Genomic DNA, 20571 nt, shown 5'->3' with positions numbered 1-20571 from the left:
TGGGGGTCCCCCACGTCCTCAAGGCAGTTGGGGAGTGCCCTGACCAGCAGATCGTCACGGCCGGCCGCGGTGACTGCACAACGGGTGAGGGCCCGCACAACGGCGTGCGGGCCCTTACCCGTTGGCCTCTATTTCTTCCATCACCTCTGCCCAGAACGGCATTTCGGGGGACACTCGGGACAACCTGCAACGAACCCCGAAGTGAGGTGAGCGGGGTGCGCACTCCGGTCAGCGATCCGCTGAGCGTGGGGCCGTACCGGATCGCCGGGCGGCTCGGCTCCGGCGGTATGGGATGGGTGTATCTCGGCCGTTCCCCGGCCGGCCGCGAGGTGGCGGTGAAGGTCGTACGGCCCGAACTGGCCGCCGAGCGGGAGTTCCGTGAGCGCTTCGCCCGCGAGGTCGCCGCCGCCCGCCTCGTCGGCGGCGCCTACACGGCCGCCGTGGTGGATGCGGACACCGAGGCCGAACTCCCCTGGCTGGCAACGATGTACGTGCCCGGGCCCTCCCTCGCCGAGGCCGTCCGCGCCGACGGGCCGCTGCCCGAGGCCCAGGTCCGCAGGCTCGGCGCGTTCCTCGTCGAGGCCCTCCAGGCGATCCACGCGGCCAACCTGGTCCACCGCGACCTCAAACCGGCCAATGTGCTGCTGGCCTCGGACGGCCCCCGCGTCATCGACTTCGGCATCTCCCGCGTCGAGGGCGCCCCGAGCCTCACCCAGGCCGGAATCGTCGTGGGCACCCCGCCGTTCATGTCACCGGAGCAGATGACGGCGGCTCCGCTCGGCCCGCCCACCGACGTGTTCTCCCTCGGCGGTGTCCTTGTGTACGCGCTGACCGGCCGCCCGCCGTTCGGCGCGGGGGAGGCGGTGAGCCTGCGGGTGGTGCACCGCGAACCCGACCTGGACGGCGTACCGGCGGGGCTACGGCCGCTGCTGGCCCGGTGTCTGGCCAAGCGGCCCGCGGACCGGCCCCGACTGGACGTCCTCCTCGGCGAGCTGCTGTCACCGCCGCGTGCGGCGGTCTGGCCGCCGCCCGCCGTGGCCCGCACGATCGAGGTCCGCCGCAGCGAGCTGGCGGCCCGGCGCGGGGGCGGCACCAGCCTGCCGGTGCCGTCGTGTCTGCTGCTGCACGCGCAGGCCCTGCTGGACGCGGGCCTCACCGACGACATGGTCACGCGGGCGGTGGTCCGTGGCGACGCCTGAGGCCTCGATCCCGCCCGGCCGGGACTACGACATCGCCTCGTCCTGGCGGCAGTTGACGCACACTTGGGGCGCCCGCCGGAATTACCACGTCGAGAGCGAGGTCGATTCCCTCTCCCTGCAATTCGATCTAGAGGGATCGGGGCGCACGCTCACCGTGCGTTTCATGACCACGAAAAGACTTCTCGTCGCTTTTGTCACCGACGGTCATTCTCTGCGCAAGGATCAATTGGCGATCGCCGCCGCCGCGTCCAACGCGTGGAACACCGAACAGCTGAATCCCATGCTGTCGGTGTGGGACGTACGCGGACCCAGACCCTGCCTCGCCGGAGTCTGCGACCTCCCGCTGACCTGCCGGATCTCACAGGCCGACTTCGATGTCCTGGCCAGTGATTGGGTGGAACGGGCGCGACAGATGTTCACCCGCTGCCATCAGGTTTTCCAGCTGTAGAAATGAATTGAGCATTCTCAGTCAACCCCTTTCGGCCACGGCCCTGTTGCCTCCACTATGGGCGCCAACGGGGGGTCGTCATGAGACGTACGTTGTTCACCGCCTTACTGTTCGGCATGGTGATCGCGGTGATTCCGGCGGGGCCGGCGGCTGCCGCCGGCGCGGACTGCGGCAAGAACTTTCCGACGCGACTGGGCTGTTGGCAGGACGCGCTCGACGACGGGGCCGAGGTCACGGTCACGCTGAACAGGCCCCTGGCCGTCGACGCCGGGCAGAAGGTCGACCGGACCACCGTCCGACGGGACCTCAAGAACCTTCGGGTACAGGTACCGGCCGACGTCCACACAGGCCAGGGCGGCACCGCGCTGATCGTCCTGGCCGGCCACGCACTCGTCGACCGGGACGCCCGGATCGACCGGCTGGACGACACGACACTGGGTGAACTCCCCGCCTGTGAGAGTGACTTGTGCAAGGCGCTCAAGAAGTCCTCCCTGACCGGAGGACAACTGATCGACAAGAAAGTGGGCGTCGCCGAACTCGGCGGCCACAAGTCCACGGACCGCACACAGGTCCTGCTCCTCGCCCTGACCGCCGTACTCCTCCTCCTGCTCCTCGGCCTCTTCCACGCCGTCCGCCGCTCCCGCGCCCCGGCCCCGGCCACGGCCGCGCCCGCGGCGGACGCAGACCCGGAACCCGCGGAGACCACCACCAGACTCCGCCCCGTCCCGCCCGCCCCCGCACCGCCCCCGTCCCCCGGCCGCCGGGTCGGAACCCGCCCCGGCCCGTCCCGAACGGCCGTCGTCCGTACGGCACTTCACCCGCAGGGCTACGTCGAACTCGACCACGTCCTCTACCGGGCGGTGTGGGCCGAACCGGACCGCACCCCGCCCGAGCCCGGCGCGCACGTCGAGGTCACCGACGCCCGCGAACCCGACTCCGACGTCCTGTACGCCTTCCCGCCCGCCGCCCGGCACCACGCGCGCGGCAGCTCGTGATCCCCGTACTACCGCCCGGCCGACCAGGAGAAGCCATGCACAGCGAATACCCGCCCACGCTGCCGGCGGAGTACGCCGACATCGAGTTCGAGAACAACGCGCAACGGCTGCCGCTGGTGCTGTGCCTCGACACGTCGAGTTCCATGGCGGGAGCGCCGATCCAGACCCTCAACGACGCGCTCGCCGACTGGACCCGCGAACTCCACGACGACGTCTCCCTCAGCTACAGCGTCGAGGTCGCCGTAATCACCTTCGGCGGCCGGGGCGTCGGCGCCTGGCGCGGACCCCAACTCCTGGACCCGCGCACCCCGATGAGCCCCTTCGTGCCCGCCCACGCCTTCCAGGCCCCCCGCTTCACCGCGTCCGGCGTGACGCTGATGACGGAGGCGCTGGAGCTGGCCATGCAGGTCGTCGCGGCCCGCAAGGCGGAGCTGCGCGCCTCCGGACTCCAGTACTACCGCCCGCAGATCTGCCTGGTCACCGACGGCCTCCCCACCGACGGCACCGGCCACATGACCGACTCCTGGCACCGGCTGCTGCCCGTCCTCGCCGAGGAGCAACAGGCGCGCCGCTTCCGGCTCTACGCGATCGGTGTCGGCGGCATCACCGACCGCGGCGAGCAGGTGCTCCAGGCGTTCGCGCCGAAGTTCAACGCCCGCATCCAGGGCTTCCCGTTCCGCGAGCTGCTCCAGATGATGTCGGCGAGCGCCAACGCCGAGCAGAAGGGCGCCGGCGACGAGGTCTTCGAGAAGATCTTCAGCCAGTTCAAGACCCAGCGCCCGGCCTGGGAGAGCTGAGCGGTGGCCGCGTCGCCCTGGCGCATCCACGGCCTCAGCGTCGAGGGCTACCGCCACCGCCGCACCGGCACCCCCTGCCAGGACGCCTGCACCTATGTGGCGTCCGCGCAGGCGACCGTGCTGGCCGTCGCGGACGGCGCGGGCAGCCGCCCGCACTCCGACCAAGGGGCCCTGCACGCCGTCGAGCTGGCCGCCGAGCACTTCCGGCGCCGGGCCGCCGCCGCATCCGGCTGCCCGCCGGGCACCGAGGTCCACGACCTGCTCGCCGACGCCTTCCACGACGTGGCGAAGATCTTCCTGGACACCTATGGCGCCGCCGCCCCCGACTACGCCACGACACTCACCGTCGTCGTCCTCACCCCCGGCTGGCTCGGCCACCTCAGCGTCGGTGACGGCTTCGTCGTCGTACGCGCCGGAACCGAGGACGGGCAACGGCAGTTCCACCTCCTCCCACAGCCGCCCGCCGTCAGCGAGTACAGCAACGAGACCGTCTTCCTCACCTCGCCCGACGCACCCCGCCGACTGCACACCGACTGCGTGGCGGACCTGCGCGTCGACGGGGTGCTGCTGTCCACCGACGGCCTGGCGCAGGCAGCGCTCTCCACCCCCGGCGGCGGGCCGCCGGAGCCCAACACGTCTTTCGTGGACGCCGTGCTGCGCTCCCTGGACACCCCGGGGCCGGTGACCGACAGCGCGCACGAGAACATCGCCGCGCTCCTCCGCTCCGACCGGCTGACCAGTCTCAACGGCGACGACAAGACCCTGCTGCGGGCCGTGCGCGCGGTGACCCCGTGACCGGCCGCACCGTCCACCTGGACGGCAAGCCCGTCACCCTCGCCGAACTCCCCCTCAAGGGCGGCGGCCAGGCGGCAGTCTTCCCCGTCGAGGGCGACGACACCATCGTCGTCAAGCTCTACCGGGACCGCCCGGGCCCGGACCTGGAGCGCCGCCTGGCCCGCATGCTGACCATGTCACCCCTCGCGGCCCGCCCCACCGACGCCAACCAGCCCCCCGAACTCGCCTGGCCCACCGCCATCGTCCGAAGTCCCGACGACACCTTCCTCGGCTACGCCATGCGCCGCTTCGGCGAACCCCAACACGTCCAGCTGGTCGGCCTGTTCACCCGCGCCCAACGCCTGCGGCTCTTCCCGGACCGTGCGGACTGGCGCTTCCTGCTGGGCGTCTCGTGGAACCTCGCCTTCATGACGGCCCGCATGCACTACGACGGCCTCGTCATCGGCGACTTCTCGTCGAGCAACGTCGTCGTCGACGCCAACGGCTTCGTCACCTTCCTCGACTGCGACTCCATCGCCTTCACCGACCCGGTCAGCGGCGAGCACTTCCCGTGCCTGATGCACACCACCGACTACTCCTCACCCGAACGCCAGTCGGGCGCGGCGGCCACCCCGGAGAGCGACAACTTCGCGCTGGCGGTGCTGATTTACCAGCTCCTCACGGCCGGCAACCACCCCTTCGGCGGCGTCCCGCACGACAGCACCTCCGAGTCGACGGTCAAGGACAACATCGCCGCCAGCGTCTCCTACGTCGTCCGCCCCGAGGCGGTCGTCATCCCGCGCGGCACCGTCGACCCCTCGGTCCTGCCGCCCGGCCTCCTCGCCCTGGCCCACACGGCCTTCGGCCCGGGCGTCCACGCTCCCGCCGCCCGCCCCACCCCCGAGGTCTGGCTGCGCGCCCTCGACCAGGAACGCTCCCGCGTCCGGGCCTGCCCGGCCCGCCCCCTGCACACCTACGGCTCCCACCTCCCGACCTGCCCGTGGTGCACCCGCGCCGCGGTGACAGGACACGACGTGTTCAATCCGCCGGTACGACAGCCGGTGACCGTGCCACCCCCGGCCGCACCGACTTCCGGCTCCGGCCCGCTGAAGGTGGTGGGCGGTGTGCTGCTCGTGCTCGTCCTGCTCGTCGTGATCCTTCAACTGCTCTGAGAACGCCCCCGGTCCTCCAGATACCGCGTGTGCGCCTCCTGCCGCCGCGCCTCCGCCTCACGCAGGTTCGCCGCCAGCCCCCGCGCCTCCTCCTGAAGCACCGTCAACTGCCGTTCCAGATGGCGTTCCGGCGGTTCGGTACCCGGTGCCAGCCGCGTCCACCACCGCGTCCGCACGAACGTGTCGACCGCCTCCGGTACGTCCTGCCGGATCGCCCGCGACAGGATGTGCACGCCCTCCGGATCCTGCGCCAGATCGTGGGTGACCTGCGGATCGAGCAGCCCGGCGAGGAGTTGGTTCAGCTCGGTGAGCCGGCCGGCCGCGGCGGGCGGCAGCTCGATCGCGGTGAGATAGCTGCCCAGCTTCTCGAAGTCGTCGCGCAGCCGCGCCAGTTGGGCCGACGGATCCGGGAAGTCGGGCAGCGGCGGCCGTTCCGGCGGCGCGATCAGCGCACCCGCGCCGTACAGCCCCACGACCACGACCGGCCAGTACGGCCCCGCCACCCCCGTGAACGTCAGCACCAGGCCTACGAGCCCGCAGGCGCTGCCGGTGACGTTCTTGTGGGACTCCAAGTAGCCGATGAACCTACTGGTAGCCACGGATCTCCTCGAAGGCGCCGTCCAGCGAGCCCTTCCGGGCGTCGAAGAGACGGCCGCCGGTCAGGTCGGCGATGTGCTGGAGCTCCGCCTGGTCCGAATCGCCGAAGAGGATGGGGAAGACGGGGATCTCCCGCTGCGCGCCGGTCAGTTGACGGTAGAACCCGTCGAACTCCTTGGCCTTCGCCCCGGTGGTGTTCTCGCCGTCCGTCATCAGCACGATCGACGTGAACGTGTCGCCGCCGGTGCCGAGATGCTCGTACGCCTTCTCCAGCGAGGTGTAGATCGCGGTGCTCCCGTCGGCGCCGAGCGCCTTGGTGTCCTTGCGGATCGCGTTCAGACCGGCCTGCGGATCACCCGGACTCACCACATGAGTCCTCACGCTCTTCACGGCCGACCCGAACGGCATCAGCGTGACCTCCTCGCGCTGCCGGAAGTCGCCGGTCAGATCGGTGAGGGCCTTCTTCAGCCGGGACAGCCGCTCGCCCGCCATCGACCCCGAGGTGTCCAGGACGTACACGGTCCGCGAGGGCCGGCGCAGCTTGTTCTCGTACGAGTCGAGGAGCCCGTCGGCGACGGACCGGCTGCCGGGGAACGGGAGTTCACGCCGCCGGCCGGTGTCCAGGCCGGACGCGGGAGGTACGGAGGTGACGACCGGGCGGCGGTGCGTGCGGGTGGTGATCAGCTTCTGCAGGGCGTCCGTGCGCAGGTCGGTCGTCACCCGGCGGACGTTCTCGCGGGTCGTGGCGTTCGTCGAGGCGAGCGAGGTCAGCGGGTAGTCGGCGGTGACGACCCCGTCGCTCGGGCGGATCACGGTCAGGCCCGGGATGCTCTTGAGGACGGACTCGTAGTTGAGCAACGCGTCGACGTTCCCCCGGCGTCGGTAGGCCTGCGCGAGCCAGCCCGACGAACCCGACGTCAGCTTCTGCCCCTTGAAGAACTCCTTCAGCCGGGGAGTCGCCCTGGCGACGTCCGTGTCCGTGAGCGCCGCCTGGGCGCCGGAGAGCGCGGAGGCCACCGAGACGAGTGTGGAGAAGCCGGAGTTGGAGCGCGCCGGGTCCGTCATGCCGTAGGTCAACCTGCCGTCCTGGACGGCCTGTTCGATCTGCGACCAGGTGACGGCGTCCGGCTGCCAGCCCAGTGCCGTGACGGTGGCCGTCTTCACCCCGATCGCGACCGGGCTCGACATGACCGACGTCTCCGAGACGACCTTCTTCGCCGCGTCGGGCCGTAGCCGCAGATAGTCGTTCGACGACAGCCACAGCGCGTCGTACTGCCCGTCGACCTTGCCCCTGGCCAGCAGGTCCACCGCGTCCAGGGTGCCCATGTAGGTGGGACGGATCGTGATGCCGGTGTCCTTGCGGACCCGGTCGAACACCGGTGTCATGTCGCTGAGTTCGCTGGAGGCGAGGACACGGAGGGTGCCGGGTTCGGGGGCGTTGTCGTCGGTCGCCGGCTGCTTGGACTGTGAAGTGCACGCGGTCAGTAGGGCGACCGTACCGAGTGCGAGGGCGAGAAGGCGTCTCATCCGAGACCCCCTTCCAGCGCGCTCTGCGACCGGCTGCGCTCCAAGTACGAGCCGGCGTCCCGGAGTTCGGACGTCAGGGACTCCACCGTCGCCGCCATCACCTCGGTCGCCCGGACCTTGTAGGTGTCGATGGCGTCGAGCGTGCGGTAGATCTGCTGGAAGGCGGTGCGCAGTGTCTCCGCGCCCACCGCAGGGTCGGCCGCGATGCGCTGGATCTCGCCGCTCTGCGTGGCGAGCATCTCCGCGTTGCCCCGGATCAGGTCCTCGGTGGTGCCGCGCAGGGCGTTGACCTGGTCGACGACCTTGCGCTGATTTTCGAGCGCGGAGGCGAGCATGACCGAGATACGGAGCGCCGAGACGGTCGTGGTCGCCGCCCGGTCCACGCCCTTGATCAGCTCGTCGTTGTTGCGCCGTACGACGTCCATCGCCAAGTAGCCCTGTGCGCACACCGCGAGCTGGGTCAGCAGGTCCTGGTGCTTCTGCCGGACCGGGAAGAGCACGTCCGCGCGCAGCGTGTCGGCCTGGCCGGGGTCGGCGGACTCGACGCCGGCGATGTGCTGCTCGACGGCCGAATCGAGGGCCTGGGTGAGGACCACGTACTCCTGCAGCTTGCCCATGGTCTCCCAGAGACGGACCCGCTCGGTCTGCAACGCCGCGTTGTCGCGCCGGAGTTCGTCCTGCCCGCCGCGCAGCGAACCCACGATCCTGTTCAACGTGCCCTGCGCGGAGGCGTATTTGGCGACATGGTCGCGCAGCTTGTTGCCGCCGGGCAGCCGCGACAGGAACTTCCGCCCCTTGGAGGCGGGCAGGTCACGGGGATCCAAGTCCTCCACGACCCGCCGGAGTTCGACGAGCGAGCCCGCCACCTGCGACTGGGCGTCCCCGCCCTTCGACGGCAGACTGCGCACCGTCCGCTCCAGCATCCGGTTGGACTGCGCGGTCGCGCCGCGCATCTCCCCGGCGCCGAGCGCGGTGATCTCACCGACCTTGCCCGCGAACTCGGGCGACCGGGCGTCCAGTGCGGCGAGCCCTTCCACATAGGCACTGGCCTTGCGCTCCATGTCCGTACGCACACTGTCGTCGACCGGGACGAGCCCGCCGGCCTTCTCCTTCGGGACGGGCTTCACGGCCTCCGGCGGAGTGAGAGTGAAGACGTCGTCGCCGCTGAGAGTGTGCTCACTGCTGTTCTGGCTGGTGTTGAAACTGCTGCTCATGTCGTCCCCCCGGTCAACCGCGCGCCCGGCGCGCCATGTCGTGCAGCACCGCGGAGGTGGGCACGGGCGCTTGCCGGACACCGGTCAGCGTCTGGTTGAGATAGCTGGAGTGGGCGGCGGTGGCCGCGACGAACTCGGCGGTGTCACCCTGCGGCCGGAACCCGTGCCGTACGGCGAGCTTCCGCAACGTCGGGTCGCTGCCGAGGAGTTGACCGAGTTCACGGCCCTCCGCTGTGAGCGGAACGACGGTGTGGTCGCTGTTGGCCGTGGTGTCCGGGTAGAGGACGACGAGGTCGCCGACCGGTTGCTTTTCGAGGAGCAGCGAGGCCACCTGCGACTCGTACACCAGGACCAGCGGATTGCCGGCGCCACTGATGAAGTCCCTGAACGGCGCGTCCGAGCTGGACTGTTGGGCGCCCTGCACACTGATCAGTTTGCGCATCAGGGGCGCGGTGCGACCGACATCGGCGCCACTGGCCGCCACCCGCCCGCCGTTGGCGACGTAGGAGGCCGCGGCGAGGTACAGGGCTCCGGAGTTCGAGGTCTCCGGATCGGTGGTCGCGATGTAGAGGGTGCCGGTCAACTCCCCGTGCTCTTCAGCCCCCTTGAGCTGCTGCCAGGTCCGGTCGGCCTTGGCCGCGTCCAGATAGGCGGCCATCTTCAGCGTGCCGCGGTCCCGGCTCCTGTCCAGCGTGGCGAGCCCGTTGTCCGCGAGGACCTGGGCGGCGCTGCGATGGGCCACGACGACGAGCGGCGAGTAGAAGGGCCGTGGCAGGGGCTGCCGCACCTTGTACTTGGCGGCGAGCGCGTCGGCCGGCGCCTGGCTGGAGGGGAAGGCGAAGTCGTACCCCTTGAGGTCGAGCCCCTCCATGGCCCAGGACCCGGAGGTCTCCGTCTTCACGGTGAAGCCCTTGGCGGCGAGGGCCTTCACCACATCGGGATCGGCGAAGAAGTCCGCCTTCTCCGAACCGATCACTCCACGCACGGTCTTCGTTGCCGTGCCCTTGTCCCCGTTGTCCCGGCCCGCTACGACGGCTGCCACCACTCCGCCGATCAGCAACACCGCGAGGACGATTCCCGCGATACGTCTCACGAGGGGCAGCGTGCTCGCGGAACCCAACATTCCCCGAGGAAAGGGATGAACGGAAGGTGTCGGACGGGTCCCGGATCAACACGCCTGTTTTAGGGGCGCGGGGAACTGTGCGACCAGCCGCGACCGAGCGTCACTCGCAAGACGGCAGAACCCCTGCGGCGATCAGGCGACCGCTGTCACCGCATGCGCATCCATCCGCTCGGCAGACAGAATCGCCGCAGCCGTATCCGCCCGGGACGCCGCAACGACCAACGCCCGCCCGGCCAACGCATGCGCCCGCTGATGCAGGGCATCAAGACGGGACGTGGAAGACGTGTCCGCAGCCACACCCGCCCGGCTCGGCGAGGCCCCCCGCAACCGCGTCAACTGCCCGGCAAGCCGCTCGGCGGCGACATCCAACTCGGCGGAAGGCGCAAGCGCCCGCAATTCGTCGGTCACCGCGAGCAGCGCAGCGAGATGCCCCGCCAGCTGAATGTCCAGCTCCTCCTCGCGCGACCGGTGAGGAAAGTCGGACGGAGTGCGGGCCACCGTGCTGTGGACCGACTTCGTGCGGATCGGTTCGTACATGGCATGGTCTCCTGTGCTCAGACAGGAAACCATCCTAGCTTAGATTGCGTCTAAAGTTGTGTTGGCCGAAAAAAGTGGCCGGAAGAAACCAGGTCCACGAGGTTTACGGCTGGCTGTACCCGTCCAGGAAGTTCCCGATCCGGGTCACCGCGTCCCGCAGATCCCCGACCGTCGGCAGCGTCACGACCCGGAAGTGGTCGGGCTCGGACCAGTTGAAGCCGGTGCCGTGGACGACCATGATCTTCTCGCGGCGCAGCAGGTCGAGCACCATCTGCCGGTCGTCCTTGACCTTGAAGACCTGCGGATCGAGCCGCGGGAACAGATACAGCGCGCCCTTCGGCTTCACGCAGGTCACACCCGGGATCTGGGTCAACAGGTCGTACGCGACATCCCGCTGCTCCTTGAGCCGGCCGCCCGGAAGCACCAGGTCGTTGATGGTCTGGCGCCCGCTGAGCGCGGCGACGACCCCGTGCTGGCCGGGCATGTTGGCGCAGAGCCGCATGTTGGCCAGGATCGTCAGACCCTCGATGTACGACTCGGCGTGGGCGCGCGGCCCCGAGATCGACATCCACCCGACGCGGTAGCCGGCCACGCGGTACGCCTTCGACATCCCGTTGAACGTGAGCGTCAGCAGGTCCGGGGCGATCTTCGCGGTCGCGGTGTGCGTGGCGCCGTCGTAGAGGATCTTGTCGTAGATCTCGTCGGAGCAGACGAGGAGGTTGTGGCGCCGGGCGATGTCGGTCAGCCCGCGCAGCATCGCCTCGTCGTAGACGGCGCCCGTCGGGTTGTTCGGGTTGATGACGACGAGCGCCTTGGTGCGGTCGGTGATCTTCCGCTCCACGTCGGCGAGGTCGGGCATCCAGTCGGACTGCTCGTCGCAGCGGTAGTGGACGGCGGTGCCGCCGGAGAGCGAGACGGCGGCGGTCCACAGCGGGTAGTCCGGGGACGGTACGAGGACCTCGTCGCCGTCGTCGAGGAGGCCCTGCATCGCCATGACGATCAGCTCGGAGACGCCGTTGCCGACGAAGACGTGCTCGACGTCCGTCTCGATGCCGAGGGTCTGGTTGTGCATCACGACCGCGCGGCGGGCGGCCAGCAGGCCCTTCGCGTCGCCGTAGCCGTGGGCCGACGACACGTTCCGGAGGATGTCCTCCAGGATCTCGGGCGGGCACTCGAACCCGAAGGCCGCCGGGTTGCCCGTGTTGAGTTTCAGGATGCGGTGGCCGGCCGCTTCCAGACGCATCGCCTCTTCGAGAACCGGGCCCCGGATCTCGTAACAGACGTTGGAGAGCTTGGTCGACTGGATCACCTGCATGTCCGTGAGCTTACGGCCCGGTAACGCGGTGCGGGCCGTGTTTTCCACCACGTGAGACGCATCGGTTTGGGCTGTTATCGCCGGTAGCTGTCTCCGACGCAGGTCCAGTCCCTACACTCTGCCGCCATGTCCAGCCCGATCCACGACGAGAACGGCGCGTTCGGCGAGTCCGACGCTCCGCCGAACGTGTACCTCCCGCACGTCGACGCGGAGGTTCCGTCCTACGACGGCTACGTCGATCCGGCGGCCGCCCACGGCTGGCAGAACGCGTACGACGAGACCCGCGAACTGCCGCCGGTACGGGACGACGGCGCCGTTGGCGTCGAGGGCGCGGGTGCGGTCGTGGGCCGGGCCGAGCTGCGGAGGCGGGGGGCCCGCCGGTCGCGCCGGGTCGTGGTCGCCGTCGGTGCCCTGGGGGCCGTGTCCGTCGCCACCCTCGTCGTCGGCTTCGCCGTCTCCGGCACCTCCTCGGACGGATCGCCGGGCGAGGGCGACCGCGCGAGTGCCACGACGGGTTCGACGGCCGGGGCGTCGACGGCGGGGGAGTCCGCCACCGGTTCGCCCGGGGGTTCCGCGACCGGTGCACCCGCCGCCGGTTCGCCGGTGTCCGCGCGGCCCTCGGCCTCCGCCGCGGCCACCCCCACGACCGCGGGGTCCGCGACCACCGCTCCGGCCGCCACTTCGGCCGCGCCCTCCGTGACCGCCACCACGGGCACCCCCGCGCGCGGCAACGCCGGTCACGGCCGCGGAGCAACCAGGCATCCCAAGTAGGTCATCTACCGAGCCGCGCGGCCGAGTTGGTCGCGCGGCCGTGACCTGCGGCCGGAAACAGTTCCTTGCCCCTCGTGCATCCACGCCATCACAATGCACATGACAAGACAAGAAGCGACCGGAAGATCTCCGCTCGCTCACGTCTCCAGAGGGGACCCCCACATGAACAAGCCTCTCCTTGCCGCACTCTCGGGCCTGGCCATCGCCGGGGCGGGCGTGGCACCCGCCGTCGCCGCGCCGCAGGCGGCACCGAAGGCGGCGGCCGTGACCGTCGACTTCGCCGGAACCGTCTCGCTCAGCAACTGCTCCGGCTCGGTCATCCGCTTCCCGAACTCGACCGACACCTCCCCGGCCCTCGTGCTGACCAACGGCCACTGCCTGGAGACCGGCTTCCCGGCGGCCGGCCAGGTCATCACCGGCCAGTCCTCCAGCCGCACCTTCGGGCTGCTGAACTCGACCGGCACCAAGGTCGCCACACTCCGCGCCAACCAGGTCGTCTACTCGACGATGACCGACACGGACGTGACGATCTACCGCACCACCACCACGTACGCGGCGATCAAGAGCGCGTACGGCATCAGCCCGCTCACCGTGAGCGCCACGCACCCGACCGCAGGCACCGCCATCAAGGTCGTCTCCGGCTACTGGAAGACGATCTACAGCTGCAACATCGACGGGTTCGTGTACCGGCTGAAGGAGGGTGACTGGACCTGGAAGGACTCGGTCCGCTACACCTCCGCCTGCAACACCATCGGCGGCACCTCCGGCTCCCCGGTCGTCGACACCAGCACCGGCCAGGTCGTCGCCGTCAACAACACGGGCAACGAGGACGGCGAGACCTGCACCGTCGACAACCCGTGCGAGGTCGACGAGAACGGCACGGTGACCGTCCGCGAGGGCATCAACTACGCCGAGGAGACCTACAACATCCCGGCCTGCTTCACCTCGGCCAACGTGCTCGCCCTGAGCGCGAGCGGCTGCACCCTGCCCAAGCCGTAGCTCACGCAAGGGGGTTGGCGTTCCGTCGCACGGGACTGCGACGGACCGACCGGCCCGCCAGTACGTCCGTCCGCCGGCCGTCCTCGATCACGAAACGGCCGTCGACCAGGACATGGGGGATGCCGGTCGGCAGTCTGCGCGGCTCCTCGAAGGTCGAACCCGCCGCCACCGTCTCCGGGTCGAACAGGACCAGGTCCGCCTTGTAGCCCTCGCGGACCAGACCCCGGTCGGGCAGGCGCAGGCGGGCCGCCGGGCGGGACGTCAGATGGGCCACGCACTCCTCAAGGGACAGCACGCCCAACTCCCTTGTGTACCGCCCCAGATACTCCGGGAAAGTGCCGTACGCCCGCGGATGCGGCTTGGCGCCCTGGAGGATGCCGTCCGAGCCGCCGGTGTGGACGCGGTGCCGCATGATCTGCCGGACGTTCTCCTCGTGGCCCACGTGCTGGAGGATCGACGGGGCGAGCCGGTCGGCCAGGAGCAGGTGCCGGGCCGTGGCCCAGCTGTCGAGGCGGCGGCCGACGTGGTCCGCCAGCGCGGGATCCGCGACCCCCGAGATCTCGATCGTGTCCCACTCCATCGGCACCCCGTGGCAACCGTCCGAGCCGGTCACCTCCAGGTGGTGGCGGATACGGTCGGCCGTCGCGTCGTCCGCCAGCCGCTTCAGGATCTCCTCCGGGCCGCCCTCGCTCGCCCAGCTCGGCAGCATCGCCACGAGAGTTGTACAGCCGGGGGTGTAGGGGTAGGTGTCGAGGCTGATGTCCGCGCCGGACGCCAGCGCCTCGTCCAGGAGGGCCAGCAGCTCCGGTGCCCGGCCCTCGTTCACGCCGAAGTTCATGGTGGCGTGGGCGAGATGGAGCGAGCAGTCGGCCTCTCTCGTCAGCTCCACCATCTCCGCGTAGGCCTCCAGCGCGCCCGCGCCGTAGGAGCGGTGGTGCGGGCAGTAGTAGCCGTCGTACGACGCCACCACCCGGCAGAGTTCGGTGAGTTCGGAGTCCTTGGCGTACATGCCGGGCGTGTAGGTCAGCCCGGACGACATGCCGACCGCGCCCTGCTCCAGGCCCTCGGCGACCAACTGCCGCATTCTGTCCAGCTCTTGGGGCGTGGCCTCCCGGTCCTCCCAGCCGACGGCGAGCATCCGGACCGTGCCCTGCGGGATCAAGTAGGCGGCGTTGACGGCGATTCCACGGCCGTCGAAAGCAGAGTCCAGGCGGTCCAGGTACTCGCCCACCGACCGCCAGCCGAAGTCGATGTCGTCGCCGTGCCCGTTCCACCCGGCGATCGCCCGGCGCACCTCCGCGAGTGTGCGGTCGTCGACGGGGGCGTACGACAGCCCGTCCTGGCCGACGACTTCGAGTGTCACCCCCTGCGCGGCCTTGGCACTGTGGTCCGGGTCGCGGAGCAGGGCGAGGTCGCTGTGGGCGTGCATGTCGATGAAGCCGGGGGAGAGGACCAGCCCCTCCGCGTCCAGCTCCCGCCGCGCCTTGGGGCGTTGACAGCCCGCCTGTGCCGCCTCCCGCACGATCGAGACGATCCGGCCGCCGTCGACCACCACATCGGCGCGGTACGACGGGTCTCCGCTGCCGTCGACGACGTCCGCGTCCCGGATGACGAGCTCTTCCATGCGATGCCTCCCAGGGGCCGCTAAGCGCTTCGCTGGATGTGCGTTAGAGGTCGGTTTTCGGCCGCAGCGCCGTCGTGGCTGGTCGCGCAGTTCCCCGCGCCCCTTTGGGGCGCTGCCGAACCGCAGTCGACTTCACCAGGTCCGCTTAGAAGTCGGGGCCTCTAGAAGTACGTACGGACGTAGTCGACGACCGTCCCGTCCGCCTCCGCCACCGGGATCAGCTGCCACTTGTCGAAGGACGTGCAGGGGTGGGACAGGCCCATTCCGACCCAGTCGCCCACCTCCAGGTCCGCCTCTGCCGTCGTCCGCAGCCAGGCGTGCTGGTCGGACAGACCGGTGACCTCGATGCCGGTCGCCGGGCGCTCGGTGCCGTCCCGGCGGACGACCTGGGCGAGCGGGAGGTCGAGGTCGTAGGCCGCGTCCCGCTTCCCCGCGTTGGCGAAGGCCTGCTCGGGGGAGGGGCGGGAGACGATCTGCGCCCAGAGCCGGAACGCGGGCTCCAGCGCGCCCTCCTCGGGCACGCGGGTGAAGGGGGTCAGCTTGCGGTAGTGGCCGTCGTCGTGCGAGACGTAGGCGCCCGAGCGCAGCAACTTCAGGGCGGGGAGCGAGAGTTCGGGCAGCTCGGCGAAGACGTCGGCCACCGCGTCGAACCAGGCGCTGCCGCCCGCGCTGACCACGATCCCGTCCGTGTCCGAGAAGCGGCCGGCCTTGTCGAAGTCCACGGCGAGCGCGGTCAGCCGGCGCAGCCACGCGTGCACCCGCTCCGGGTCCGCCTGCGGTACCTCGCCCTCGTAACCCGCGACCCCGACCAGCCGCAGAGTCTCCGCGGCGGCCACCGCGTCCGCGACCAGCGCGCACTCCGCCTCCGTGCGCACGCCGGTGCGGGCGCCCTCGCCGGCGGCCAGTTCGACGACGACGTCCAGCGGACGGGCGGCGCCGCGCAGGGCCGCGTCCATCAACTCGACCCCGCGCACCGAGTCGACGTAGCAGATGAAACGGAAGCCCGGGTCGGCGTCGAGCTGGGACGAGATCCACTTCAGGGCTGCCGGGTCGACGAGTTCGTTCGCGAGGAAGACGCGGTCGATCCCGAACTCCCTCGCCACGCGCACCTGGTGGGGGACGGCGAGGGTGATGCCCCAGGCGCCGTGGGCGAGTTGGCGGTGGAAGAGCTGGGGGGCCATGGAGGTCTTGCCGTGCGGGGCGAAGGCGAGGCCGTGGCGGGTCGCGTAGGTCTCCATGAGGCGGAGGTTGTGCTCCAGGCGCTCGGCGGAGAGGGCGAGGACGGGGGTGGTGAAGCCGCCGGTGAAGAGGTTGCGGCGCTCGGCCGCCAGCTCGGCGAGCGTGCGGCCGTCCGCGTCCGGGGGGAGGCCCTTGAAACGGTGGTCGACACGTTCCCCGGCGAGCCGGGCGAGCGCTTCGGTACCGGTGTCGCGGACCATATGACCTCCCTGAGCTGGACTGTTGCAATCCTTGCAACCTTCATTGCGTATATCGCTTACCGCTGTCTAACATCTCGCCCAACACCGGGTCAACGGAGCCGCCGCAAACCGGTGCACCGACGAGGAGCCATCACCATCGTGACCGCCGACGGACAGTCCACCGCCGCCCGTGACGTCGTCGACGTCGTAGCGCTGGGCGAGTCCATGGTCACCTTCCTACCCGGCAGCCCCGGCCGCCTCGCCGACGTACCGTCCTTCGACCGCGCCATCGGCGGCGCCGAGTCCAACGTCGCCTGTGCGCTGGCGGCGGCCGGACACACGGCCAGGTGGGTCAGCAGGGTGGGGGCCGACGGCTTCGGGGACCATCTCGTCGAGACCATCGGCGGGTACGGGGTGGATGTGTCCGCCGTGGTGCGCGATCCCGTGCGCCCCACCGGCATCTACTTCCGTACCGCCGGGGACCGGGCCACCGACGCGCACGAGGTGGCGTACTACCGGGCCGGATCCGCCGCCTCCGCGATGGCCACGGGGAACGTGGACCTGGCCGCCGCACGGGCCGGGCGGGTGCTGCATCTGTCCGGGATCACCCCGATGCTCTCCGCCGGCTGCCTCGGCCTGGTCCGTGAACTGACCGCGCTCCGCGCGCACCGCCCGCTGATCTCCTTCGACGTCAACCACCGCCCCGCGCTGGGGCGTTCGGCCGACGGGCCGGGCGTGCTGCTGGAGCTGGCGCGCGGCGCCGACCTCGTCTTCGTCGGCGAGGACGAGGCCGCCGAGGTCTGGGGACTGGTCGGGGCCGACGCCGTAAGGGCAGCGTTCCCCGACCCCGAGACGCTCGTCGTCAAGCAGGGCGGGCGCGGGGCCACCGTCTTCCACCAGCGGCAGGTCACCTTCGTGCCCGCGCCGCACGTCGACGTCGTGGCCGCGGTCGGCGCCGGGGACGCCTTCGCCGCCGGGTTCCTCTCCGCGACCCTGCGGGGACTGCCCGTACGGGACCGGCTGCGGCACGGCCACCTCACGGCCGCCGCAGCCCTCACCGTCCCCGGCGACCTCGCCGCGCCCCCGGTCCGCGACCACGCCGACCGCCTGGTCGCCCTCGACGACACCGCGTGGGGGAGACTTCGACTCGGCCCCGGCTGGACCGACGCAGCCGACCGGGCCGACGAGGAGGTACGTACGCCATGAGTCAGACCGTCGACCGCGCGCTCAGCATCCTGCCGCTGCTCGCCGAGGGCCCCGCCGACCTCAGCCAGGTCGCCGACCGCCTCGAAGTGCACAAGTCCACCGCGCTACGGCTGCTGCGCACCCTGCACGAGCACGGCCTCGTCTACCGCCAGTCCGACCAGCGCTACCGCCTCGGCGCCCGCCTCATCGCCCTCGCCCAGGAGGCGATGGAGAACCTCGACATCCGCGAGATCGCCCACCCCCATCTCGTGCGGCTCAACGAAGAGTGCGGTCACACCGTGCACCTCGCGGTGTACGAGGAGAACGAGGTCCTCTACATCGACAAGGTGGAGAGCCGCTACCCGGTGCGCATGTACTCGCGGATCGGCAAGCCGGTCGCCATCACCGTCGCGGGCGTCGCCAAGCTGCTCCTGGCCGACCTCCCGGAGGCCGAGCGGCGAGTCCTCGCCGACAAGCTCGAATACCCCATGTACACCGCCCGCTCCACCCCCAACGCCCCCGCATTCCTGCTGGAGTTGGAGAAGGTGCGGGAACAGGGCTGGGCCACCGACCTCGGCGGCCACGAAGAGTCCATCAACTGCGTCGCCGCGCCGATCCGGGGCGCCGACGGACGTGTGGTCGCCGCGATGTCGGTCTCCGCGCCCAACGTCGTCGTCACCGCCGACGAACTCCTCACGCTGCTCCCCCTGGTCCGTCGTACGGCGGACGCCATCAGCGGCGAGTACTCCGGCAGAACACCCGTCAAGGACACCGTATGAAGGACCTCGTATGACCGAGAAGACCGCTCTCACCCCCAAGACCCACACCGCCCCGCCCGCGAAGTTCTCGCACGGCGTCCGCAAGGGGAACATCCTCCAGGTCGCGGGGCAGGTCGGCTTCCTCCCCGCCGAGGAGGGCAGGCCGCCCACGCCGGCCGGCCCGACCCTGCGCGAGCAGACCCTTCAGACCCTCGCCAACGTCCAGGCGATCCTGGAGGAGGGCGGCGCGAGCTGGGAGGACGTGATGATGATCCGCGTCTATCTGACGGACGTGGACCACTTCGCCGAGATGAACGCGATCTACAACGAGTACTTCGAGAACCGCGTCGAGGTTCCAGCCGCGCGCACGACGGTCTACGTCGGCCTGCCCGCCGGCCTGCTCGTCGAGATCGACGCGCTGGCCGTCCTGGGCTGATCGGCCCATTGAGCTGACACTCCCTCAACTCCCGCACACCGTACAACGGTTCGGCGCCCCTCTGGGTGCCGTGCCGCGATCCCCCCTGCCCGAAAGTCCCATGCTCTTACGACCCCGAGGACCCCCACATGTCCCTACCGCTCGCCGCCCCCGCCCCCGCGACCCCACCCCACACCGGAGGCCTGCTCCTCCTCCTCGACGGCACCGCAGGCCTGCTGACGGTCGCCGCCATCGGGATCGCGCTCCTGCTCTTCCTGATCATCAAGGTCAGACTCCAGCCCTTCGTGGCCCTCCTCGCCGTCTCCATAACCGTGGGCCTGCTGGCCGGCCTGTCCGTCACCGAACTCTTCGGCACCGTCCAGCGCTCCGACGCCGTCTCCACCATCGAGTCCGGCATGGGCGGCATCCTCGGCCATGTCGCGATCATCATCGGCCTCGGCACGATGCTCGGCGCGATCCTCGAAGTCAGCGGCGGCGCCGAGGTGTTGGCGTCCAGGCTGCTCGGGTTGTTCGGCGAGAAGCGGGCCCCCCTCGCCATGGGCCTCACCGGCCTGATCTTCGGCATCCCGGTCTTCTTCGACGTCGGCATCTTCGTCCTCGCGCCGATCGTGTACGCGGCCGCCAAACGCGGCGGCAAGTCGATCCTGCTCTACTGCCTGCCGCTGCTCGCGGGCCTGTCGATGACCCACGCGTTCCTCCCGCCGCACCCCGGCCCGGTCGCTGCGGCCGGTCTGCTGCACGTCCAGCTCGGCTGGGTCATCCTCATGGGCATCGTCTGCGGCATCCCCGCCGTACTGGCCGCGTGGGCCTACGCGGCCTGGATCGGCAAGCGGATCTTCGTCGCCGTACCGCAGGACATGGTCGAGGCGGCGGCCGAGGCGAAGCAGGCGGTCATCGAGGAACAGCGCGCGTCCGGTGTCGTACCGCAGGAGAAGCCGGTGGCGCTGGGCACGGTCCTCGCGATCATCGGCACGCCCCTGGTCCTGATCCTGGCGGCCACCTTCTCGTCGATCGCCTTCGACCCTCCCCCTCTCTCTCCGACAAGCTCCGAGCCGGGGGGACCCCCATCCGGCCGCTCGGTGGTGGAGTTCTTCGGCAGCCCCTTCGTCGCCCTGACCATCGCGCTCCTCCTCGCGTACTACCTCCTCGGTCTACGCCGGGGCTGGTCCCGCAAGTCCCTGGAGACCGTCTCCACCGCGTCCCTCAAGCCGGTCGGCAACATCATCCTGGTCGTCGGCGCGGGCGGGGTCTTCGGCGCGGTCCTCAAGGCGAGCGGCGTCGCCCAGGCCCTCTCGGACACCTTCCACGACGTGGGCCTCCCGGTGGTCGTCCTCGCCTACCTGATCTCCCTGGTCCTGCGCGTGGCCCAGGGCTCGGCGACGGTCGCGATCGTGACGACGGCAGGCATCGTGGCCCCGCTGCTCGCCGGGGGCGACCACTCGCAGGCCTTCGCCGCGCTCGTCATCATGGCCATCTCGGCGGGCTCGATCTTCGCCTCGCACGTCAACGACGGAGGCTTCTGGATGGTGGCCAAGTACTTCGGGATCAGCGAGCGGGACACGCTGAAGACGTGGACGGTGCTGGAGTCGGTGCTGTCGGTGGCGGGGTTCGCGGTGGCGGCTGTGCTCAGTGTGTTCGTGTAAGCCGCTTGTAGGCGTCTGATAACAAAGTTGGGGCTGGCT

20 protein-coding genes are annotated in these 20571 nt (G+C 70.5%); 12 read left to right on the top strand and 8 right to left on the bottom strand.

What is annotated here, in order from left to right:
- Positions 1 to 215: 215 nt before the first annotated feature.
- The 6 genes from AB0I51_RS16525 to AB0I51_RS16500 all read left to right on the top strand — a co-directional run bounded on the left by AB0I51_RS16525 (position 216) and on the right by AB0I51_RS16500 (position 5385).
- Positions 216 to 1199, top strand: a complete 984-nt coding sequence (locus tag AB0I51_RS16525) for a serine/threonine-protein kinase (protein ID WP_362975573.1) — start codon at positions 216 to 218, stop codon at positions 1197 to 1199.
- On the top strand, positions 1186 to 1647 hold the full coding sequence (locus tag AB0I51_RS16520) for a hypothetical protein (RefSeq protein ID WP_362975571.1): 462 nt from the start codon (positions 1186 to 1188) through the stop codon (positions 1645 to 1647). The genes AB0I51_RS16525 and AB0I51_RS16520 overlap by 14 nt, the downstream gene beginning before the upstream one ends.
- 80 nt (positions 1648 to 1727) lie before the next feature.
- Positions 1728 to 2642 carry a hypothetical protein gene (locus tag AB0I51_RS16515; RefSeq protein WP_362975569.1) on the top strand — a complete coding sequence of 305 codons (915 nt, stop codon included), beginning with the start codon at positions 1728 to 1730 and terminating at the stop codon, positions 2640 to 2642.
- Positions 2643 to 2677: 35 nt separating this feature from the next.
- The gene (locus AB0I51_RS16510; protein WP_019072805.1) at positions 2678 to 3439 is read left to right on the top strand and encodes a VWA domain-containing protein; all 762 of its coding nucleotides are present in this window, start codon (positions 2678 to 2680) and stop codon (positions 3437 to 3439) included.
- Between the two features lie 3 nt (positions 3440 to 3442).
- On the top strand, positions 3443 to 4234 hold the full coding sequence (locus AB0I51_RS16505; RefSeq protein WP_362975567.1) for a PP2C family serine/threonine-protein phosphatase: 792 nt from the start codon (positions 3443 to 3445) through the stop codon (positions 4232 to 4234).
- Positions 4231 to 5385: a hypothetical protein gene (locus AB0I51_RS16500; RefSeq protein ID WP_362975565.1), complete on the top strand. Its 1155-nt coding sequence runs from the start codon at positions 4231 to 4233 to the stop codon at positions 5383 to 5385. The genes AB0I51_RS16505 and AB0I51_RS16500 overlap by 4 nt, the downstream gene beginning before the upstream one ends.
- Here the strand turns inward: AB0I51_RS16500 and AB0I51_RS16495 are convergent.
- The 6 genes from AB0I51_RS16495 to AB0I51_RS16470 all read right to left on the bottom strand — a co-directional run bounded on the left by AB0I51_RS16495 (position 5373) and on the right by AB0I51_RS16470 (position 11698).
- A complete protein-coding gene (locus tag AB0I51_RS16495) occupies positions 5373 to 5984 on the bottom strand; it encodes a hypothetical protein (protein ID WP_362975563.1) in 612 nt (203 codons plus the stop codon). The genes AB0I51_RS16500 and AB0I51_RS16495 overlap by 13 nt on opposite strands.
- On the bottom strand, positions 5971 to 7509 hold the full coding sequence (locus tag AB0I51_RS16490) for a VWA domain-containing protein (RefSeq protein WP_362975561.1): 1539 nt from the start codon (positions 7507 to 7509) through the stop codon (positions 5971 to 5973). The genes AB0I51_RS16495 and AB0I51_RS16490 overlap by 14 nt, the downstream gene beginning before the upstream one ends.
- Positions 7506 to 8723, bottom strand: coding sequence for a toxic anion resistance protein (locus AB0I51_RS16485; protein WP_362975559.1), 1218 nt, complete (start codon positions 8721 to 8723; stop codon positions 7506 to 7508). Before AB0I51_RS16485 ends, AB0I51_RS16490 begins: the two co-directional genes overlap by 4 nt.
- Positions 8724 to 8736: 13 nt before the next feature.
- Positions 8737 to 9816 carry a substrate-binding domain-containing protein gene (locus AB0I51_RS16480; RefSeq protein WP_362975556.1) on the bottom strand — a complete coding sequence of 360 codons (1080 nt, stop codon included), beginning with the start codon at positions 9814 to 9816 and terminating at the stop codon, positions 8737 to 8739.
- 162 nt (positions 9817 to 9978) lie between these two features.
- Entirely contained in the window at positions 9979 to 10383 is a 405-nt protein-coding gene (locus tag AB0I51_RS16475) for a hypothetical protein (protein WP_362975554.1), read from the bottom strand.
- 103 nt (positions 10384 to 10486) lie between these two features.
- Positions 10487 to 11698, bottom strand: a complete 1212-nt coding sequence (locus AB0I51_RS16470) for a pyridoxal phosphate-dependent aminotransferase (RefSeq protein WP_362975553.1) — start codon at positions 11696 to 11698, stop codon at positions 10487 to 10489.
- Between the two features lie 126 nt (positions 11699 to 11824).
- Between AB0I51_RS16470 and AB0I51_RS16465 the strand changes: the two genes are divergently transcribed.
- Together AB0I51_RS16465 and AB0I51_RS16460 are read left to right on the top strand one after the other, a co-directional pair.
- On the top strand, positions 11825 to 12469 hold the full coding sequence (locus AB0I51_RS16465) for a hypothetical protein (protein ID WP_362975551.1): 645 nt from the start codon (positions 11825 to 11827) through the stop codon (positions 12467 to 12469).
- Between the two features lie 162 nt (positions 12470 to 12631).
- The gene (locus AB0I51_RS16460) at positions 12632 to 13468 is read left to right on the top strand and encodes a serine protease (protein WP_362975549.1); all 837 of its coding nucleotides are present in this window, start codon (positions 12632 to 12634) and stop codon (positions 13466 to 13468) included.
- A 1-nt stretch (position 13469) separates the two neighbouring features.
- Here the strand turns inward: AB0I51_RS16460 and AB0I51_RS16455 are convergent, their stop codons facing one another.
- The gene (locus AB0I51_RS16455) at positions 13470 to 15092 is read right to left on the bottom strand and encodes a D-aminoacylase (RefSeq protein WP_362975547.1); all 1623 of its coding nucleotides are present in this window, start codon (positions 15090 to 15092) and stop codon (positions 13470 to 13472) included.
- 161 nt (positions 15093 to 15253) lie between these two features.
- On the bottom strand, positions 15254 to 16531 hold the full coding sequence (locus tag AB0I51_RS16450) for an amino acid deaminase (RefSeq protein ID WP_362975545.1): 1278 nt from the start codon (positions 16529 to 16531) through the stop codon (positions 15254 to 15256).
- A gap of 138 nt (positions 16532 to 16669) precedes the next feature.
- Here AB0I51_RS16450 and AB0I51_RS16445 point away from each other — a divergent pair, with 138 nt between their 5' ends.
- The 4 genes from AB0I51_RS16445 (at position 16670) to AB0I51_RS16430 (ending at position 20532) form a co-directional block, all read left to right on the top strand.
- On the top strand, positions 16670 to 17716 hold the full coding sequence (locus AB0I51_RS16445) for a sugar kinase (protein WP_362975543.1): 1047 nt from the start codon (positions 16670 to 16672) through the stop codon (positions 17714 to 17716).
- Positions 17713 to 18474, top strand: coding sequence for an IclR family transcriptional regulator (locus AB0I51_RS16440; RefSeq protein ID WP_362975541.1), 762 nt, complete (start codon positions 17713 to 17715; stop codon positions 18472 to 18474). The genes AB0I51_RS16445 and AB0I51_RS16440 overlap by 4 nt, the downstream gene beginning before the upstream one ends.
- Before the next feature lie 10 nt (positions 18475 to 18484).
- Positions 18485 to 18889: a RidA family protein gene (locus AB0I51_RS16435; RefSeq protein WP_362975540.1), complete on the top strand. Its 405-nt coding sequence runs from the start codon at positions 18485 to 18487 to the stop codon at positions 18887 to 18889.
- A gap of 128 nt (positions 18890 to 19017) precedes the next feature.
- The gene (locus AB0I51_RS16430; protein ID WP_362975538.1) at positions 19018 to 20532 is read left to right on the top strand and encodes a gluconate:H+ symporter; all 1515 of its coding nucleotides are present in this window, start codon (positions 19018 to 19020) and stop codon (positions 20530 to 20532) included.
- Positions 20533 to 20571: the final 39 nt, after the last annotated feature.

The organism is Streptomyces sp. NPDC050549 (assembly GCF_040655035.1).
Taxonomy (GTDB): Bacteria; Actinomycetota; Actinomycetes; order Streptomycetales; family Streptomycetaceae; genus Streptomyces.
The sequence above is the reverse complement of the archived record's forward strand: the minus strand, read 5'-3'. Positions and strand labels throughout refer to the sequence as shown.

Bases quoted from the DNA above. Each gene is read 5' to 3' on its own strand.
- AB0I51_RS16450 (WP_362975545.1), bottom strand. From the start codon at position 16,531: ATGGTCCGCGACACCGGTACCGAAGCGCTCGCCCGGCTCGCCGGGGAA.
- AB0I51_RS16510 (WP_019072805.1), top strand. From the start codon at position 2,678: ATGCACAGCGAATACCCGCCCACGCTGCCGGCGGAGTACGCCGACATC.
- AB0I51_RS16490 (WP_362975561.1), bottom strand. From the start codon at position 7,509: ATGAGACGCCTTCTCGCCCTCGCACTCGGTACGGTCGCCCTACTGACC.
- AB0I51_RS16515 (WP_362975569.1), top strand. From the start codon at position 1,728: ATGAGACGTACGTTGTTCACCGCCTTACTGTTCGGCATGGTGATCGCG.
- AB0I51_RS16440 (WP_362975541.1), top strand. From the start codon at position 17,713: ATGAGTCAGACCGTCGACCGCGCGCTCAGCATCCTGCCGCTGCTCGCC.
- AB0I51_RS16475 (WP_362975554.1), bottom strand. From the start codon at position 10,383: ATGTACGAACCGATCCGCACGAAGTCGGTCCACAGCACGGTGGCCCGC.
- AB0I51_RS16485 (WP_362975559.1), bottom strand. From the start codon at position 8,723: ATGAGCAGCAGTTTCAACACCAGCCAGAACAGCAGTGAGCACACTCTC.
- AB0I51_RS16465 (WP_362975551.1), top strand. From the start codon at position 11,825: ATGTCCAGCCCGATCCACGACGAGAACGGCGCGTTCGGCGAGTCCGAC.
- AB0I51_RS16430 (WP_362975538.1), top strand. From the start codon at position 19,018: ATGTCCCTACCGCTCGCCGCCCCCGCCCCCGCGACCCCACCCCACACC.
- AB0I51_RS16435 (WP_362975540.1), top strand. From the start codon at position 18,485: ATGACCGAGAAGACCGCTCTCACCCCCAAGACCCACACCGCCCCGCCC.
- AB0I51_RS16460 (WP_362975549.1), top strand. From the start codon at position 12,632: ATGAACAAGCCTCTCCTTGCCGCACTCTCGGGCCTGGCCATCGCCGGG.
- AB0I51_RS16455 (WP_362975547.1), bottom strand. From the start codon at position 15,092: ATGGAAGAGCTCGTCATCCGGGACGCGGACGTCGTCGACGGCAGCGGA.
- AB0I51_RS16470 (WP_362975553.1), bottom strand. From the start codon at position 11,698: ATGCAGGTGATCCAGTCGACCAAGCTCTCCAACGTCTGTTACGAGATC.